This is a genomic window from Thioalkalivibrio versutus (assembly GCF_001999325.1).
Classification (GTDB): Bacteria; Pseudomonadota; Gammaproteobacteria; order Ectothiorhodospirales; family Ectothiorhodospiraceae; genus Thioalkalivibrio; species Thioalkalivibrio versutus.
The window spans coordinates 83794-101375 of record NZ_MVAR01000004.1 but is presented as its reverse complement, the minus strand read 5'-3'; the positions used below and the strand labels follow the sequence as shown (position 1 = coordinate 101375).

The 17582-nt window shown below is 65.3% G+C and carries 16 protein-coding genes and 2 tRNA genes; 11 read left to right on the top strand and 7 right to left on the bottom strand.

Annotated features, from left to right (window positions below):
* Positions 1-117: 117 nt before the first annotated feature.
* Together B0684_RS01560 and B0684_RS01555 are read left to right on the top strand one after the other, a co-directional pair.
* Positions 118-414 (top strand): hypothetical protein, encoded by a 297-nt coding sequence (locus tag B0684_RS01560; protein WP_018650129.1) that lies wholly within the window; start codon positions 118-120, stop codon positions 412-414.
* The gene (locus B0684_RS01555; RefSeq protein ID WP_018176776.1) at positions 411-689 is read left to right on the top strand and encodes a hypothetical protein; all 279 of its coding nucleotides are present in this window, start codon (positions 411-413) and stop codon (positions 687-689) included. The genes B0684_RS01560 and B0684_RS01555 overlap by 4 nt, the downstream gene beginning before the upstream one ends.
* A gap of 261 nt (positions 690-950) precedes the next feature.
* Here the strand turns inward: B0684_RS01555 and B0684_RS01550 are convergent, their stop codons facing one another.
* From B0684_RS01550 to B0684_RS01535, 4 genes are all read right to left on the bottom strand, one after another.
* A complete protein-coding gene (locus B0684_RS01550; protein ID WP_018176775.1) occupies positions 951-1712 on the bottom strand; it encodes an adenine nucleotide alpha hydrolase family protein in 762 nt (253 codons plus the stop codon).
* A gap of 268 nt (positions 1713-1980) precedes the next feature.
* A tRNA-Leu gene (locus tag B0684_RS01545) sits at positions 1981-2067 on the bottom strand.
* A gap of 58 nt (positions 2068-2125) precedes the next feature.
* Entirely contained in the window at positions 2126-4093 is a 1968-nt protein-coding gene (locus B0684_RS01540; RefSeq protein WP_018176774.1) for a M48 family metallopeptidase, read from the bottom strand.
* Between the two features lie 13 nt (positions 4094-4106).
* Entirely contained in the window at positions 4107-4697 is a 591-nt protein-coding gene (locus B0684_RS01535) for a LemA family protein (RefSeq protein WP_018145650.1), read from the bottom strand.
* 121 nt (positions 4698-4818) lie between these two features.
* On the opposite strand from B0684_RS01535, the gene B0684_RS01530 reads away from it, so the two are divergent.
* The 7 genes from B0684_RS01530 to B0684_RS01500 all read left to right on the top strand — a co-directional run bounded on the left by B0684_RS01530 (position 4819) and on the right by B0684_RS01500 (position 11438).
* A complete protein-coding gene (locus tag B0684_RS01530; protein WP_018145649.1) occupies positions 4819-5658 on the top strand; it encodes a motility protein A in 840 nt (279 codons plus the stop codon).
* Between the two features lie 4 nt (positions 5659-5662).
* Positions 5663-6493: an OmpA/MotB family protein gene (locus B0684_RS01525; RefSeq protein WP_018650128.1), complete on the top strand. Its 831-nt coding sequence runs from the start codon at positions 5663-5665 to the stop codon at positions 6491-6493.
* Positions 6494-6697: 204 nt separating this feature from the next.
* A complete protein-coding gene (locus B0684_RS01520) occupies positions 6698-7561 on the top strand; it encodes an alpha/beta hydrolase (RefSeq protein WP_018650127.1) in 864 nt (287 codons plus the stop codon).
* The gene (locus tag B0684_RS01515; RefSeq protein ID WP_018650126.1) at positions 7558-9813 is read left to right on the top strand and encodes a putative bifunctional diguanylate cyclase/phosphodiesterase; all 2256 of its coding nucleotides are present in this window, start codon (positions 7558-7560) and stop codon (positions 9811-9813) included. The genes B0684_RS01520 and B0684_RS01515 overlap by 4 nt, the downstream gene beginning before the upstream one ends.
* Before the next feature lie 193 nt (positions 9814-10006).
* On the top strand, positions 10007-10924 hold the full coding sequence (locus tag B0684_RS01510) for an HPP family protein (protein ID WP_026305973.1): 918 nt from the start codon (positions 10007-10009) through the stop codon (positions 10922-10924).
* Between the two features lie 45 nt (positions 10925-10969).
* Positions 10970-11046 (top strand) — tRNA-Arg (locus B0684_RS01505).
* 65 nt (positions 11047-11111) lie between these two features.
* On the top strand, positions 11112-11438 hold the full coding sequence (locus B0684_RS01500) for a hypothetical protein (RefSeq protein WP_018145644.1): 327 nt from the start codon (positions 11112-11114) through the stop codon (positions 11436-11438).
* Between the two features lie 4 nt (positions 11439-11442).
* Here the strand turns inward: B0684_RS01500 and B0684_RS01495 are convergent, their stop codons facing one another.
* Positions 11443-12129: an arylesterase gene (locus B0684_RS01495; protein ID WP_018145643.1), complete on the bottom strand. Its 687-nt coding sequence runs from the start codon at positions 12127-12129 to the stop codon at positions 11443-11445.
* On the opposite strand from B0684_RS01495, the gene B0684_RS01490 reads away from it, so the two are divergent.
* Positions 12128-12838 (top strand): ABC transporter ATP-binding protein, encoded by a 711-nt coding sequence (locus B0684_RS01490; protein WP_018650125.1) that lies wholly within the window; start codon positions 12128-12130, stop codon positions 12836-12838. The genes B0684_RS01495 and B0684_RS01490 overlap by 2 nt on opposite strands.
* Complete coding sequence (locus B0684_RS01485) at positions 12835-15117, top strand: ABC transporter permease (RefSeq protein WP_077276941.1); 2283 nt, start codon at positions 12835-12837, stop codon at positions 15115-15117. Before B0684_RS01490 ends, B0684_RS01485 begins: the two co-directional genes overlap by 4 nt.
* A gap of 182 nt (positions 15118-15299) precedes the next feature.
* Here B0684_RS01485 and B0684_RS01480 read toward each other — a convergent pair whose 3' ends face one another.
* Together B0684_RS01480 and B0684_RS01475 are read right to left on the bottom strand one after the other, a co-directional pair.
* Positions 15300-16178, bottom strand: coding sequence for an undecaprenyl-diphosphate phosphatase (locus tag B0684_RS01480; RefSeq protein ID WP_018650123.1), 879 nt, complete (start codon positions 16176-16178; stop codon positions 15300-15302).
* Positions 16179-16274: 96 nt separating this feature from the next.
* Positions 16275-17579, bottom strand: coding sequence for a methyl-accepting chemotaxis protein (locus tag B0684_RS01475; protein ID WP_018650122.1), 1305 nt, complete (start codon positions 17577-17579; stop codon positions 16275-16277).
* Positions 17580-17582 lie beyond the last annotated feature (3 nt).

The following is a 17582-nucleotide window of genomic DNA, read 5'->3' as shown; positions in this document are numbered from 1 at the left end:
GAAATCACTTGACCACCACAGGTAATCCCCCTGACGCCATACCTGGCGACCCTGCTCGACGCCCTGCCCCGCCGCAACGATTGGGTTTTCTCGAGCCCCACCTCCAAGACCGGCCGGATGGGTGGGGCGAACCAGGCGCACACCAAGGCCCTGCGCGCGGCCGGCCTGCCCCATATCACCCTGCACGGGTTGCGGCGATCCTTCGGCACGCTGTCAGAATGGGTGGAGTGTCCGGTTGGCGTGGTCGCGCAGATCCAGGGCCACAAGCCGAGCGCGATCGCTGAAAAGCACTATCGTCGCCGGCCGTTGGATCTTCTGCGCAAGTGGCTTACCAAAATTGAGGGCTGGATGCTCGATGAGGCTGGAATCCCGCAGCCCGAACCCGGCGCCGGCCGCCTGCGGGTGGCGAAATGAGCGGCGAGACGGAGTGGGCGTGGTCCTGGTTGCGGGACCGCATGGGCCGTAACGAGCAACAAGGTATCGACTTCGGCGAGACGCGGTTGATTCAGCGCATGCTCGGGCCTGGGGCGGCCGTCGAATTGGAACGAGCCATTGCCGAGATTGGCCGCAAGGTCCCCCACTTTACGCACCCGCAAATTGTCCTGACCGCAATCCTCGACGCCCTAAAGTTTCACGCGCCGGACCAGGTATCGGAGGCGCTGCGCCGTGTGGAGCAATTATCCGCATAAGCGGCGGATGCCCTGCGGACAGCGGCTGACTGCCTCCGCAAGAGATCCGCGTACCGGGCACGGCACTCAATCAATGGGGATGCTGGCCTGCATCCGGTCGAATGGATCGAGGCCGCTTTGCCATTATCCAATCAGGACACGCACTATCGGGCGAAACAATAGTTGGGGTTTTTTGGGTTGGGGTTTTTTGTGCCTACTTACCCCGGCGTTATCAGGCACGCTGACGACTATCCATCGAGGCTACGGACGATCCAGTTTTCTCTAATTCTGCCCCCGGACCGTGCGCAGAAATGCCTGACGGAGACGCCAGCTAGGCAGGTGGCATCCAATCCATTGGTAGAGGTTGGCGCGAAAACGGCGGTCTCCGGGAATGCGGTAACCCAAGCCTTCCTCGATCGTCCAGGTGCAGGGTCCGCAAAATCCACAGGGCCGGCCGTCGAGGGTTGGCTTATTGCAAAACCAGGTTCGGTCCAGAAGATCATCGAAGCCGGCATCCCTTGCCGCCCGCTGCATCCCAATTTTGGACATGTCCAAGATTGGAAAGTGGAACGTCGACAACAGTAGGCCATCCACCGCCTCCACGATCTCCGTGGCTTCTTCACGATCTCTGTGACTCTGCGCCCAGCTAATCGCCTTGTGTGCCTTGTCATCGACATGAACACAGAGTTCAAGCCGACCATCGGTCTCGTTCAAAGAGTATTGCGACAACCAGATGTATTGCGACCCGAGGCGAAACTGCTGGTTCAGGAGACGGAACCATGCCTTGACCTGTTCCGGGACCTCGATATCGGTTCGGTCGCTAAGCTTCGGGGGCAGAATTCGAGACCCGAAGCGGCGATTGGCGTGCTCGCGAATGGCCTCCATGGTTTCAACCTCGAGCTTCCACGATGCGCGATCCCGATCCCGCAGGTAATGCGGCTGGATCGTCCCATCGCACCGGGCCAAAAGGTCCAGCACGCGGAACGTCGAGTCCCATCCGCCTGTCCAGAGGATCTCAGTCGTTGCCGCCTGATCGCAGTTCATAAGAGCCTCCCGTGGCAACAAAGATGCGACGACCGCGATCCCGGCCACCTGCTTAGGTTGCGTGCTTCTCAAGTGCGAGGTAGTAGAATAGGCGCTGGACTTCTCCGCGTACAACAAAGAAGGCCGAAGAACCGTGGTGGTGGATCGTTACGCCGTCACGGGCAAGGGGCATGAGGCCCGAGTCGTTCGCTTGGGTGACACAGCGGTTACACGGAAACCCCGAAGAAACAAGGCTAGCGGTAATGCTAGCATAACGTGTTGTTTTTATTGGTGGGGACGGCCGGAATCGAACCGGCACGGGCTTGCGCCCAGCGGATTTTAAGTCCGATGCGTCTACCAGTTCCGCCACGCCCCCGGACCGGCCGCATCATACCGCGCGGCCCCAATCGTCGCACCCGCGGGAGCGGGCCGCACTATTCCGCGTCGGCGGCGGGCATCTCCGCGACGGGTAACGGCACGTGCAGCGAGGCGGCGATCGCCCGCAACAGCTCCACTTCCGCGACCACCGTCTGGCCGCCATGCGTGATCGTGGCAAGCATCGCCGTGACCAGGGTCTGCTTGTCCGCCGGACGCAGGGCATCCAGTGCCTCCAGCGCCCTATCCAGCCCCTCGGCCCAGACGGCCTCATCGGCAGTCCGCTCCAGAGCCGCGGCAATTGCCTCGTCGGTGGGATCCTCGATCGCCAGGGCCAGAAGGCCCGCGCGCAGGGCTGCCCTGGCCTTGTCGGGGTCGTCCGGGTGTCCGTGATGCGCGAGCACGGCCAGCGTGTCCTGCGCGTGGGCAGCATGGCGAGCCAGCCGGTCGCGTCCGCCCGCGCGGGCACGTTCGGGCTGCTCCAAGTCGCGCAACTGGCGCCGCAACAGACGGCCGGTCGCGTATTCGAACGCCGATACCCGGCCGTCGGCGCGGATCAGTTCGTCAATGAGGCCTTCCAGCTGCCGGCGTTCCTCGCGTGGGCGATGGCGCAATACCGGAAAGCTCATCTCCAGCAGCGGAATGCGCAGGTCCGGGCGCAACTCGGGTTCGGCCTCCAGCAGGGTGCGGACGTGGGACTCGCTCTCCGCCCCCCGCGTGCCGGCGATCCGCAGGAGCTGGTGATCGCGTACTTCCGGATCGTTACTGATCAGCAGGTACAACAAGACATCGACACCCCAGGCATCGGAATGCGCCGCGCGCTCCAGCGGCCCCGGCATCGCCGCCACTAGCAACCCCGCCCCGAGGATCTGCGAAAGCCCCGGATCGCCGATGTTTTCCATCAGCCGCTCCGGATTCAGGAGCAGGCCACCCGGGCGTTCCGTCGAGTCGCGGTCGCGTTCCTCCGCCTCGGCCTGGGCGTCCTTTTCGACACGACGCGTCTCGGCATCCTTCTGCATCTGCTCGCGGATGGTCTCCAGTTCTTCCGGCTTGAACCCCGGCTCGATCGCCTGGATGCGCTGGACCAGCGGTGGATGGGTCGAAAACATCTGACTGACGGCCCCGGAGGCGAACAGCATGTGTCCGACCTCCTCGGTGTCCGCCCCGAGCTCGGTATGGGCGGCGCCGATCTTCTTGAGCGCTCCGGAAATACCCTCCGGCTGCCGGGTGAACTGCACCGCCGAGGCATCCGCCAGGTATTCCCGCTGGCGCGAAACGGATGCGCGGATCCAGCGCCCGAAGAACAGCCCGATATAGCCCACCACGATCAGTGCCACGCCCGCGGCGACGATGCCCCCGGCGTTGCGGTTATTGCGCGACAGGCTCATGGCAAGCAGCACACGCTGGCCAATCAGGGCCATCACCAGGATCCCGAACAGCATGCCCATCAGGCGGATGTTCAGGCGCATGTCGCCGTTGAGTACGTGCCCGAACTCGTGCGCCACCACGCCCTGCAACTCATCGCGGTCCAGTTGTTCCAGGGCCCCGCGGGTTACGGCGATGGCCGCGTCGTCCGGCGAGTAACCCGCGGCAAAGGCGTTGATACCGGCCTCCTGTTCGAGCACGTAGACCTCGGGCACCGGCACGCCGGAAGCGATGGCGATCTCCTCCACCACATTGATCAGGCGACGCCGCAGCGGGTCACGGGTATCACCATCCACCCGCGTCCCGCCGAGTTCGCGGGCCACCGCCCCGCCGCCATCGCGCAGACCGAGCGTGCGGTAGAGACTGCCCAGGCCAATCAAGCCAACCGTCAGCACGGTCGTCCAGACCATCACGGCGACATTGCTGGCAAGGAACTCACGTGTCAGCCAGGGTTCGCCCGCAGCGACAGGCTCTGCCTGACCGAACACCACCAGCACGATGGCATTCATCACCAACACGATGGCGAGTACTGCCAGGCCGAACAGAAACAATAACCAGCGCGTCCGGCGCTGCGCCCGGTCCTGCTGCTCGAAAAAATTCATGACGCCCCGGGTATCAGGAGAAGTTCACTTGCACGGGCTCGCGCTTCTGCGGGTCCTCGATCTCCAGCAGCTGCCCCGGGCGGAACCCAAGGTTGTTGGCAATCAGGCTGTTGGGGAACATCTCGCGCAGGATGTTGTACTGCATGACGGCATCGTTGAAGGCCTGACGGGCATAAGCCACGCGGTTTTCGGTACTGGTCAGTTCTTCGGACAGCTGCATCATGTTCTCGTTGGCCTTCAGGTCGGGATAGCTCTCGGACAGCGCGAACAACCGCCCCAAGGCCCCCGACAACCCCTGTTCCGAGCTCGAGAGCTTGCGCACGGCCTCGGTGTTGGTTGGATCACCGCCGACCTCCTGCAGGCTTTCCTTCGCATTGTTACGGGCCTGGATGACCGCCTCGAGGGTGTCGCGCTCATGACTCATGTAGCGTTCCGCAACCTTGACCAGGTTGGGGATCAGGTCATAGCGGCGGGTCAACTGCACGTCGATCTGGGCAAAGGCGTTCTTGTACCGGTTGCGCGAGGTCACCAGGCGGTTGTACGTCCACACCCCCCAGATCACCAACAGAACCAGGATCCCCAGTACCACCCAAGTCATATCCATCCCGCCACACTCCTTGATCGTCGACGAGCCGAGTGTACGCCGGAATGCGGGTAGCACGACAAGGCAGACGCTCACGATGGCGGTGTTTTATGCTGACCCCGGTCTCCTTCCGGAAGTACGCATGAATCTCTCCACCCTCCTCGGCATCCTTGGCAGTCTGCTGGTGTTCGGCAGCGTCATCGCGTTTTCCTCGCAGAATATCGACGCCTTCCTGAACTTGCCGGGCCTCGGCATCGTGGTAGGCGGCACCATCGCGGCCACGCTGATGAGCTACCCCTTCCACGAGGTGATGCGCGTGTTTCGCGCCGGCGCCAATGCGATCCGCGAGGAACGCTACGACGTCACCCAGGATCTCGAGGAGATCGTGCAGGTCTCGCGCTACTGGTTCTCGCAGAACCTGCGGCGCATCCAGGATCGCCTGGACCAGATCCGCAACCCGTTCCTGCGCACCGGCATCCAGCTGGTGATCGACGACACGCCGATGGACGATGTCTCCGACCTGCTGAACTGGCGCATGGCGCGCCTGCGTGCCCGCGAACAGGCCGATGCGCAGATGTTCCGGACCATGGCCACCTATGCCCCGGCGTTCGGGATGCTCGGCACGCTCATTGGCCTGATCAACCTGCTGCTGACCACCGAAAACGACGATTTCACCGTCATCGCGGTGAACCTGGGCATCGCCCTGATCACCACGTTCTACGGCATCCTGCTCGCCAACCTGGTCTTCCGGCCCATCGCCATCAAGCTGGAGCGCCGGACCGAGGAGCGCGTGGTGCTGATGACCATGGTGCTGGAGGGCATCATGCTCATGCGCAAGGGGCGCTCGCCGGGCTACATCCGCGAGACCCTGCGCTCGTTCATGGAGAATCACAGCGACGAGATCCGCCAGGCGGCCCCAAATGGCGAGGAAGAACCCGAGGCGGACGAACGCGCCAGCGGCGAATCCACGGAGCGGCGCTGAATCCATGTCCGGACCCAGCCCCTCCACCGCCGAACGCGCCGCGCTGCAGGCAGAGATGGATGCCCACGCCGCCACGCGCCCGGAGCAGGCCTTTCTCGGCTCCTACCCGGGCGAACGCCAGCGCGACGACGAGCACGCCTGGATCCTCACCTATCTGGACGTTCTGACCCTGGTTATCGTGGTGTTCGTCATCATGCTCACCTTCATGGACCCGCGTGACGATGATCCGAGGGCGGTCTCGGCCAGCCCGATCGCCCTGGCCCACCCGGACCGCAGCGCCCTGATTGAACCCCTGGTCCATTCCTCTCTGCTGGGTCGGCCCGCCCTGGACGAGGCGCCGGTCGGTGAGCGCTCCGGCCCGGAGGTGGTCGCCGAACAGCCCCCGGGCCGCGAGGCCGACCGATTACGCGCGCGCACCCCCGAGGGCGTGGACGTCGTCGAGCAACCCGGGCGGATGGAGCTGCGCATCCGCGACGACATCCTGTTCGGGACCGCCGAGGCGGACCTGCGCCCGGATGGCCAGTCGCTGCTCCAGGATCTGCTCCCCATCCTGGAAGACCACCCGGGCACCATCACCGTGGAAGGCCATACCGACAACATCCCGATCGCGACCGAGCGCTTCCCGTCGAACTGGGAGCTATCCTCGATTCGCGCCAGCGGCGTCGTGCGCTACCTGGTGGCCCGCGAGCTGGACGCAGCCCAGCTCCGCGCGGTCGGGCTGGCCGACACTCGTCCGGTTGCCGACAACGCCAGCCCGGAAGGCCGCGCCGCCAACCGTCGTGTGTCACTCATGCTGGAGACCGATGCGGTGCCACACACGGATCCCGGCCAGTAGGCTCGGCTCAGGCAACGTTGCTCGACCGCGACGAAAAAGCGGGTCTTCGCCGGTGCGGCGAGCGCGCGACAGCGCGGTACGATCCACGCGTGTTTATTAGCCAACGCATGCCGCCGCAGCAGGATGCTGGTACATTGCGATCAGGGATTTTCGCTAGCGGTTTGCGTGTCAGGACAGGGGGATACAAGGATGTCTAGATGGTTCTTGCGAAGTGCGGCTGCGGTTGCGACCGTGATCCTCCTGAGCCTGAACACGGTTGCAACCGCCAAGGAAACATCCGTGATCCTGGAGATGTCGTCCGGGGATTCGGCTGAAGCGGCGTACTGGGCGGGCGAACCGGACATGCCCGCGATCCTGATCCAGCACGGTTTCCTGCAGACCCGTCACTTCCCCACCGTGCGCCGCCTTGCCTTGGCGTTAGCGGACTCGGGGTTCACGGTCCTGACCCCCACACTGACACTGGGGATCGATCGGCGCACGGCGAGCCTGCCATGCGAGGCCGTACATACCCACACCATGGAACACACCCAGGAAGAGATCGCGATCTGGGTCGACTGGCTGCACGCAAAGACCGGCCAGGAACCCGTCGTCATCGGACACAGCGCCGGCAGCATCAACCTTCTCGACTATCTTACGCACTCCCTGGGCAGCCCCGTCGCCCACGCCATCTTCATTAGCGTGACCTATTTTGGGCACGGCGAGGCCGCGTTCGAATCCCCCGAACATGCCGCTCGTGCCCGCGCTGCCCTTGCCCGTGGTGAGGCCGGGCTGGCGGAGTATGCCCTGGGTTTCTGTCGCCAGTACGTCACCACGCCCGCGGCGTACCTGTCCTACTACGACTGGGACAAGCAACGTACCAACCGGGCCTTCCAGTCGTGCGGTGTGTCTTCCACCCTGATCGCGGGCAGCGCCGATGACCGGATCGACCTGGAATGGATCGAGACCCTGCAACAGCATGGCGCAGAGGTCCGCATCGTGGAGGGTGCCAACCACTTCTTCGATCAGTTTCACGAATTCGACCTGCTGGACGAGATCGAGCACGTCCTCCAGGGATACCGCGCGCAATGATTTTCGGCCGAACCCCGTCAATCACGCACTATGCCCTGCTGCTAGCAGCGATCGCCCTGGTCACCCTCGCCAGTTTTGGCCTCTACACCTGGTACAAGGTCGACCAGCTACGCGGCGAGATCCAGGAAAGTGGCCGCGAGGCCGCCCGCCAGGAGCTTGCCGGCACGCTCGAGCACGTCCTCACGCAGGCGGCAGAACAGGCATCCAGGTTCGCCCGCTGGGAGGAAGTGCGCCAGCAACTGGGCACGCCGCACTACTATGCCTACTGGAAGAATCATCGCATGCACCAGGCGGGGATCCTGACCGACAGGATCCTGGACGCCGGGATCTATGATCACCACGGAATGACCTTGCCCGGTTCGGACAGCGACCACTTGCCCGGGAGACTCGAGCTCCCGCCACCCGCTCCACGGGCGGTACGGGGCGACACCGAGCCCTTCCTGATGGTCATCGAGCCGATTCCCGCGCCGGACGCAGCCCAGTCCCCACCCGGCTTCGTCGGTCTGAAGAGCCGGTTCCTGGATGCCCTCCGCGAGGGCCGTGTCTACCGCCATGTCGATCCCGAATCGATCCGATTCGACCTCGGCGAGCGGAACGCCATCCCCGCGAGGGAACTTCTGCAGCATGCTCAGTTCGATCTGCGCCCCAATCCCATGGCCGATCAGGTGGAGGACTTGCTGTCGGGCGCGGTGGTCAATCTCGGGGCCATCCTGGGTGTGATCACGCTTGTCCTGTTCTCAACGTTGGCCTATTTGATCGTCCGCCCCCTGCGCGACATCTCCGGCCACGTCGACCGGCTGCGCGAAAGCGCCGGGGGCCTTGTGCTGGAACGCGTCGGCGGGCTGCTGCCCGTCGCGGAGACGGAAAAGATCCGCGAATCGCTGAATTCCTACCAGGCACGGCTCCAGGACGTCCATTCCAGCCTGGAGGAGAAGAACCGCGAATTCTGGCGCATCGCGCATCACGATGCCCTGACCGGCGTGCGCAACCGCCGGGCCTTCGATGAATACTGGGACACCCTTCCGCGACTGGCCGCCCGCCACAGCTATCCTGTGTGCTTTGCCCTGTTCGACATCAATCACTTCAAGGCCATCAACGACAGCTACGGCCATCAGACGGGCGACGCAGTCCTGCAGAGTGTGGCGCGCAGCATCGACGAGGTCTTGCGGGAGGGGGAACACCTGTTTCGCATCGGCGGCGATGAATTCGCCGCGATTCTCCTCAACTGCGACGAATCGGGCGCCCAGCGCCTGGGCGAGCGTTGCCAGGAGCGGATCCGGGCCACCGATTTCACCCAGCACGGGGTGCGGGAACCCATCAAGATCAGTATCGGCCTGGCCGTTGCACCCGGCAACAACGGCCCGGCCATGCTTGCCCTGCAGTGGCAGGCCGACGTTGCCATGTACAAGGCCAAGCGCCCGGGATCCTCGCCGGTTGTGCTGTTCACCCCGGAACTGGAGAAGGATACCCAGAGCCTTTATTCGAACTGGATCAACAATGCCGTGTACGAGGCCATCACCCGGGGAACCGGGATCCGAATGGCCTACCAGCCAGTGGTTGCGCTCAACGAGCACCATCCCTCGTATGTCGAGGCCCTGCTGCGTATCGAACACCAGGGCGAGGTTATCGGACCCGCGGATATCTTCCCCGTCGTCGAGGCGCGCCGCCTGGAGATCGACCTGGACCGGGCCGTACTAACCCGCATCCTCGGCGATCTGCGAGCCTCCCTCATCCCGCCTGAGGTCGGTATCTCTATCAACCTGTCGGGCCCCACCATCGTGAATGCCGGGGTTACCCAGTGGCTGGAGGCCTTCGTCCCCTTCCTGCAGGACCGGTCAATCATCCTCGAGGTCACGGAGACCGCCCTGATCACCGAGATCGGACTGGCGACGGAAAATCTCCAGCGACTGCGCCGGAAAGGGTTTCTCGTCGCCCTCGACGATTTCGGCAGCGGCTACTCTTCCATCCGCTATCTGGCCTCCATGCCCGTGGACACCGTCAAGTTCGATATCACCCTGATACGTAGCCTGGATATCCCGGACCAGCACCACATCCTCGAGGGTCTGGCCCGGATGATCCGCGATGTGGGCTACACTACCGTGGCGGAAGGGATCGAGACCGCGGAACAACTCAGCCGGGTACGCGCCCTGAAGTTCGACTTCGCACAGGGCTATTATCTCGGACACCCCACCCCGGTTTCGCAAGGCCTCCAGCCGGTCCTGCAGGCTCATGCAGGCATTTCCCGGATGTGATTGCTCGCTCGCTGGCCGCATAGCGGAAACTGGATCTCCGGAGAAACATGCGATTAGCGTTTCCCGGGTGCGGCCGCGTTATTGACCTGCCCCGCTGACATCCTCCGCCAGTCCGTGTCAAAGCGATGCCATTTGACCCGGAGACGCCGCACGCAGAACATATACTCCGTTTTCCACTTACGAGGAGGCCGGTTTGCGCTCTGGACGCGGATCCCTGTTGGGCGACTGGCTCGATACCACCGACCACAAGGACAAGCTGATTGCCCTGATTGGCGGTGTGATCGGCCTCTACCTCTCGCTGGAAGTCGCAGCATCGGTCACCGAGAACGGGATCAACGGCTTGATCCTCGCGTCTCTGGGTGCCACGGCCGTGCTGCTCTTCGCTGCACCCCACGCGGCGATGTCGCAGCCCAGGAACGTGCTCGGTGGTCATGCCGTCGCCGCCATCGTGGGGGTGCTGGTGCGCGACGTTCTGCCCCACCCGTTGCTGGCTGCAGCGGTCGCCGTCGGGCTCGCAATCTGGCTGATGCACTACCTGCGCTGCCTGCATCCCCCCGGCGGCGCCACCGCGCTCTATGCGGTGCTCGGCGGTGACTCGGTGCAGGCCCTGGGCCCCTGGTTCCTCCTGCATCCCGTGTTGACCAGCGTGGGGGTCATGCTGGTTGTCGCGGTAATCATCAACTACCCGTTCCCCTGGCGGCGCTACCCGGCCAGCCTGACGCCGACGCCCGAAGCCCCAAAGCAAGGTCCCCTGGCTGCCCTGGAGCGAGCAGGACTGGGCCAGGACGACCTCGAATACGCCATGCGCGAAATGAACCTGTATCTCGACCTCACGGAAGACGACCTCGCACGACTGTACCTATTGGCCCGGCGCCATCACCAGCACCCCGACCCCATCACGCCGGACGCGATCCAGCCGGATCACTGTTTCAGCAATGGCGAGAGCGATGCCGACTGGGCCGTGCGGCGCGTATTACGCATCGACGACGGGCAAGTGACCTACCGCAACCTTGCAGGGCCGGACACCCCCGGCGAGGACCGCGCCACGCTGGAGGAATTCTCCGCCTGGGCCCATCACCAGCTCGACCCGAAATCCGCCCCGGGCGACTGAACCGTTTGGGGCTGCCCCTGCCCGGCGCTTATACTCTCGCGCCAGGTCTCCGTAGCTCAGCTGGATAGAGCAGCCCCCTCCTAAGGGGCAGGTCGCAGGTTCGAATCCTGCCGGGGACACCACATTCATGAGGCCGATGCCGATTTTCGATCTGGCGCCGTGCCCGCATCGGTCGTAAGGTAGGCGGATGGCCATGCTGACGACCGAACAGTCCACCCGCATGATCGACCTCCTCGCCCCGCTGATCGGCATTCAGGGCGAGGTGGACGGCTGCATGGTGGAACTGGTCGAGGTCCTGGACGAGGGGCCTCGGGGTTTGCCCGGGGTCGCCTTGATGAGCATGGGCGCCGAGCGCAGCATCCAGGCCAACCAGTACGGCAACCCCCTCTGTCGCCATTCGGAAATTCGCACCCTCTCGTTGCTGTCAGAGGTTGAACGCGACCTGCACCCGGTCCTGCGACAGCTGCTCCCGGAATCCGTCGTGGCCGAACTGCGGGGTTTGCTGACGGAGTGAGGGTTTACCCGGCTCCGTTGCATGGGCGCGATCGGGCTTCGGCCTCCTCCACCATGGGTTCCAGCCGCGACCACACAGCGTCCAGCAGATGGGGTTGAGCGGCCTCGCTGGGGTGGATGCCGTCGTCCATCAACATGCCGTCTTCCAGCAGGATGTCCTCGAGGAAGAATGGCTCGAATGCCAGCCCCCGCTCCTCGGAAAGATCGGCGAAGACCGCCTCGAAACGCTCGGTATAGCGGCGGCCGTAGTTCGGCGGGATGCGTATACCCAGCAACAGGGTGTTGGCGTCGACGGCCTCGATCGCATCGACCATGGCCTCCAGGTTTTCGCGCATGGCCTGCGGCGGCAGGCCGCGCAGGCCATCGTTGCCGCCCAGGGCCAGGATGACGACTTCGAACGCTGCGCGTTCCAGCACGTCGGGCAAGCGACTCCGTCCACCGGCAGTGGTATCACCGCTGATGGATACGTTGACCACTTTCCAGTCCTTCTCTCGCTCGGCCAGCCGTTCGCCCAGCAGGGCCGGCCAGCTGGCGGAATCGGGCATGCCGTACGCGGCACTCAGCGAGTCCCCGAACACCAGGACCCGGAGCGGCTCGGCCGAACGATTTTCGTCCGGTAGGGAATTCGCAGCCGCAACAGGACTCCATAGCAACGCGATCAAGCCCATCACGACCAACGGAATACGCAACATGGATGCATCCTCGTCATTTGTACTGGAGGCCCGGGACCTCGAGCAGCGGATCAACGGACCCAGCGGCCCGCTGGACATCCTGCGCGGCATCTCACTGGCGGTCCAGGCGGGCGAGACGGTGGCCATTCTCGGCGCCTCGGGTTCCGGCAAGTCCACCCTTCTCGGGTTGCTTGCAGGTCTGGACGCCCCGAGTGCGGGAGAAGTTCGGCTGCTCGGGCAAACCATCAGCGAACTGGACGAGGATGGCCGGGCCGCCCTGCGCGCCGGCCGGGTCGGGTTTGTATTCCAGTCCTTCCAGCTCCTGCCGGCACTGACAGCGATGGAAAACACCCTGCTCCCGCTGGAGCTCAACCCGGCCCATGCGCAAGAGAGTCAGGAAACCCTGAACCACTGGGCCTCACAGGCCCTGGAACGCGTGGGTCTGGGCGAACGTTCCGCACACTACCCCCATCAACTCTCCGGTGGCGAGCAACAACGCGTGGCGATTGCCCGCGCCATTGTGGATCACCCGGCGGTGCTGTTCGCCGACGAACCCACCGGGAACCTCGACGGGCGGACTGGGCACCGCATCATCGAGCTGCTGTTCAGCCTCGCGCGCCACTCCGACAATGATGGGCCGGCAACGGCCCTGGTGCTGGTTACCCACGACCCCGAGCTGGCCGGACAATGTGATCGCATTATCTCGATCCAGGATGGTGTGCTCGAATGATCGCAACCCGGGGAACCGACCGCAGCCATCTACGCGCCCTGCTGCGTGGCACCTGGCGTGAATGGCGCTCGGCCGAGCTGCGCGTCCTCGCCGCCGCCCTGGTCGTCGCCGTCGCAGCCGTCGCGGCGGTGGGCTTCTTCACCGATCGGGTGGATCGGGGCATGGCCCAGCAGGCGACCGCGCTGCTGGGGGGTGACCTGGCAGTCGTCAGCGACAACCCGCTGCCGGAAGGCTGGCCTGCCGAAGCGGCGAGCTACGGACTGGAAACGGCGCGTACGGCCTCCCTCCCCAGCGTCGTCTTTACCGCCGACGACGAATCGCGACTGGCCGCCCTGCGCGCGGTCGAGGCGGGCTGGCCACTGAAAGGCGAGGCGCGTATCCGTCCTGGCCGCGAGGCGGACGAGCGGGTCCGAGACCGCGGTCCGGAACCGGGTACGGCCTGGCTGGAGCCGGCGCTGCTCGAGGCCCTGCGACTGGAGGTCGGGGACCGGGTGGAGGTCGGGGACCTCGATCTGGAGGTCGCCGCGATCATCACGCACGAACCCGATCGCGGCAGCAACCTGCTGNNGATGGCGGTGCTGCTGGCCGGGGCCGCGATCGCCGTCGCGGCCCATCACTTCGCCCAGCGCCGCGCCGACCCGGCGGCGGTGATGCGCGCGCTGGGAGCCAGCGGACGCCAGGTCCTGCTCACCTACTTCGGCCGCGTTGTGCTGGTCGCCCTGCTGGCCAGCGGGGTTGGGCTCGCGATCGGCTTCGCGGCCCAGTTTGTCCTGGCGGCCCTGCTGGGCGACTGGCTCGCCGGGGACCTGCCTCCGCCCGGTTCACGCCCGGTCATCGCCGGCCTTGGGGTGGGGCTGATCACGGCCGTGGGCTTTGCCCTGCCCGCTCTGTTGCGGATCGGCCAGGTCTCGCCGCTGCGGGTCCTCCGGCGCGATCTGGGTCTGCCGCCCACCTCGGTCTGGCTGTCCGGCGCACTGGCACTGCTGGCGTTCGGCGGCCTGCTGTACTGGCAGGCCGCCGATCCCCAACTGGCCGCCTGGGTGCTGGTAGGCACGGCCGTTGCGATCGCGGTGCTGGCCGCACTCGGGATGGCGCTGGTGCTGGCCCTGCGGCCCCTGCGCAACCGCGGCGGCATGGCGCTGCGCTTCGGCCTGGCCAATCTATCCCGTCGGGGTGGCCTGAGTGCCGTGCAGCTCGTGGCCTTCAGCGTAGGCATCCTGGCACTGCTGCTGCTTGCCATTGTCCGGGTAGACCTGCTGGAGGCCTGGGATGCCAGTATCCCCGAGGATGCCCCGAACCAGTTCTTCATCAACATCCAGCCGGGACAGGAGCAGGCCTTCGCCAACCGCGTCGAGGCGGCCGGTCTCGAGCGTCCGCAACTGGACCCGATGATCCGCGGCCGACTGATCGAGATCAACGACGAGCGCGTGCGTCCGGATGATTTCGACGATGATCGCGACCGCAGGCTGGTGGATCGCGAGTTCAACCTGTCCTACGCCGAGTCGCCCCCGGACCATAACCCCATCGTCGAGGGCGACTGGTTTGGCGAGCAGGGGCAGGACCCCGATAGCGGATGGTCGGTCGAGGCCGGGCTGATGGAACGCTTCAACCTGGCACTCGGGGACCACCTGACGTTCCGTGTAGGCGGTCAGGCTATTCGCAGCCCGATCACCAGTGTCCGCGAGGTCAACTGGGACAGCTTCCAGGTGAACTTCTTCGTCATTGGGCCGCCGGGGTTGCTGGACGAGCAGCCCAGGACCTTCATCACGGCCATGCACGTCCCCGAGGCACAGCGCTCCGCCCAGAACCAGTGGTTGCGGGAATTTCCCGCGGTATCGGCAATTGACGTCAGCGCGATCCTCGCGCAGGTGCGCGACGTCATGGATCAGGCCACTCGGGCGGTGGAGTACGTCTTCCTGTTCACGCTGATTGCGGGTCTGACCGTGCTCTATGCGGCGGTGCAGGCGACGCGCGATGTACGCCGGCGCGAGGCCGCGCTGCTGCGCACCCTGGGTGCACGCCGCGACCAGATCCGCAACGGGTTGCTGGCCGAATTTGGCGCCCTGGGGCTGCTCGCCGGGCTGCTGGCGTCCGTCATTGCCACGGCGGTCGGCGCCCTGCTCGCCTGGCAGGTCTTCGAGTTCGACTACAGCGTGAACCCACTGACCTTCGTCTACGGCATCGGTGGCGGTACGCTGGGGATTGCCCTGGCAGGCTGGCTGGGCACCCGACGGGTGCTGGATCAGGCGCCCCTGGCGGTCCTGCGCGGACCGGAGTAAGCAGAGGAATCCAGGGAGCGGCTGATTCACTCACCCGTCCGCGTGGGTACCCCATTTTTTTCGAGACAAGGCGCGGTGCGCAGCGCCTTGGTCACTCTCCGGTCTCGCGTCGATCATTGGGACGCCACGGAGAGTCGGGGAAAATGGGCCCCCCTCGTGAGACTCCACACCCGGGGATCCTGTCATTTTCCGTACATGATCTCCACGTCGAGGAATCCGAACAGGACCAGCAGCGCCAGCGCCCAGAGGTAGAACGAGAAGACCTTGAGGTTGGCGCGATACAGGAAGAACAGGACCATCTTCAACGAGACGATCCCGACCAGGGCGGACACCACGAAGCCCACCGCGAGCGCCGTCCAGTTCAGGTTCCCCAGCCCGTCGCCATTGAGCACGTCCAGCGACTGCACGGCGGTGGCGGCGAGGATGGTCGGAATCGCGAGGAAGAAGCTGTACTCCGCCGCCCAGCGCCGCTTGAGCCCGCTGAACAGGGCGAAGGTGATGGTCATGCCGCTGCGCGAGAGCCCCGGGATCAGTGCAAAGCCCTGGGCCACGCCGATGATGGTGGCAATCTTCGGACTCAGCTGGCGCAGCCCCAACGGGCGCCGTTGCAGCCGGTCCGTCCACCACAGCAATACCCCGGTCAGGCTAAGCGTGCCCGCGATCAGTGTCGGGTGGGCGAACACCTGCTCGAAGCCCGCCTTCAGGGTGAACCCGACCACCGCAGTCGCGAACACCGAAAGCACCACCAGCAGGGCCAGACGCAGGAACAGCATCTCGCGCCCGGCCGACCCGCGGGCCGATGCCCATTGCAGGCTTTCGCGGGCAATGCCACCGGTCAGCCGGGTCAGGCTCTTGCGGAAGACGAAGACGATCGAGACCAGGGTGCCCACGTGCACTACCAGGTCGAACAGGATCATCTCGGGGCTCTCGGGCGCCGGTAGCGGTTCGCCCTGACGGATCAGCCAGTGCTGGGTCAGGACCAGGTGCGCGGTCGAACTGACCGGCAGAAACATAAAGATGCCCTGAACGATCCCGAGGAGGGCGGCGACCCAGACTGTCATTGCAGATACGGCTCCGTGAACCCGAGGCGGGCCGCAGTATACGGAAAACGCCAGGGAGGCGCCGGGACCCCGGTCGCACGCCCAGCCAGGCGTGGATCAGACCCGGAACTGGGTGGTCAGTCCCCGCAGCCGCTCGATCCGCCCCACTAGGGCGTCCGTCTCGCTGGCCGTGGCTTCGGCATTCCCCGCGGTGATCTGGGCCCCCTGGCTAACCTCCGTGAGGGTGCCATCCACCTCGCGCGCGACCTCCGCCTGTTGCGATACCGCCCCGGAGATCTCGTTGTTGAGATGACGGATGCGTTCCACCGCTGAACGGATCGCCTGCAGGGCGTCGCCCGCACCAGCGGCCTGGTCCACTCCGGCCTCGCCCCTTTCGCGGCTGCGCTCCATCGCGCTGGCCGCCGCCCGGGCCCCGGCCTGCAGGCGTTCGATCATGGCCTGGATCTCGGTGGTGGAGTCCTGTGTACGCGTGGCGAGGGTCCGAACCTCGTCCGCTACGACAGCGAATCCCCTTCCCTGCTCCCCCGCCCGCGCGGCCTCAATGGCCGCATTGAGCGCCAGCAGATTGGTCTGCTCGGCAATGCCGCGTATCACGTCAAGCACCGAACCGATGCTGTCCGACTCGGACTGCAGGCGCGCCACCTGCTCGTTTGCGGTGCCAATCTCGCTCGCCAGTTCGCGCATCGTGCGGACCGAGGCGTCCACCACATCGGACCCGGTACGCGTCTCGCTCTCGGCCTGATCTGCGGCTTCCGACGCGGTTTGGGCATTGCGCGCGATCTCCTCGGCCGAGGCCGTCATCTGGTTCATCGCGGTAGCAACCTGGCCGATCCGGGCTTGTTGCTGCTGCACCTCCTGGTTGGTCTCTTCCGCCACGCGGTGAAGGGTGCCGACGGACTCCCCCAGTTCCCGCGCATGTTCCACCATCTCCGAAACCATCCCCTGCAAGCGCTCGATAAATGCGTTGAACAGACGCGCCAAACGATCAATCCCGTCATTGCGCGGGGCATCGATCCGCTGGCTCAGATCGCCCTCCCCCTCCGATACCCCGCGAAACTGCGAGGCCAGCTGCGCCAGGCGCCGCCGAATCATCAACACGAACAGGAAATACACCACGACGACCACGCCGATCGCGACACCCAGCATCATCGCGTTGACCTGCCAGGCCGCAAGATCCAGCAGACGATTGATCTCGAGCGCCACCTCGGCCTCCAGTGCCGGGGTCGTCTCGTGGCCCTGCATGACGCCCGTCAACGTCGCCTCCATACCCCCCTTGAGCGTTGCGGTGTGCCAGAACACCGCGGCAGCGGCAATTAGAAAGAACACCCCTACGATCGCGCTCAGGGCCAGCGAGAACCGTCCGGCGAGTGACAGCCGGCCCAACCCCTTGATCGACTCCATTGA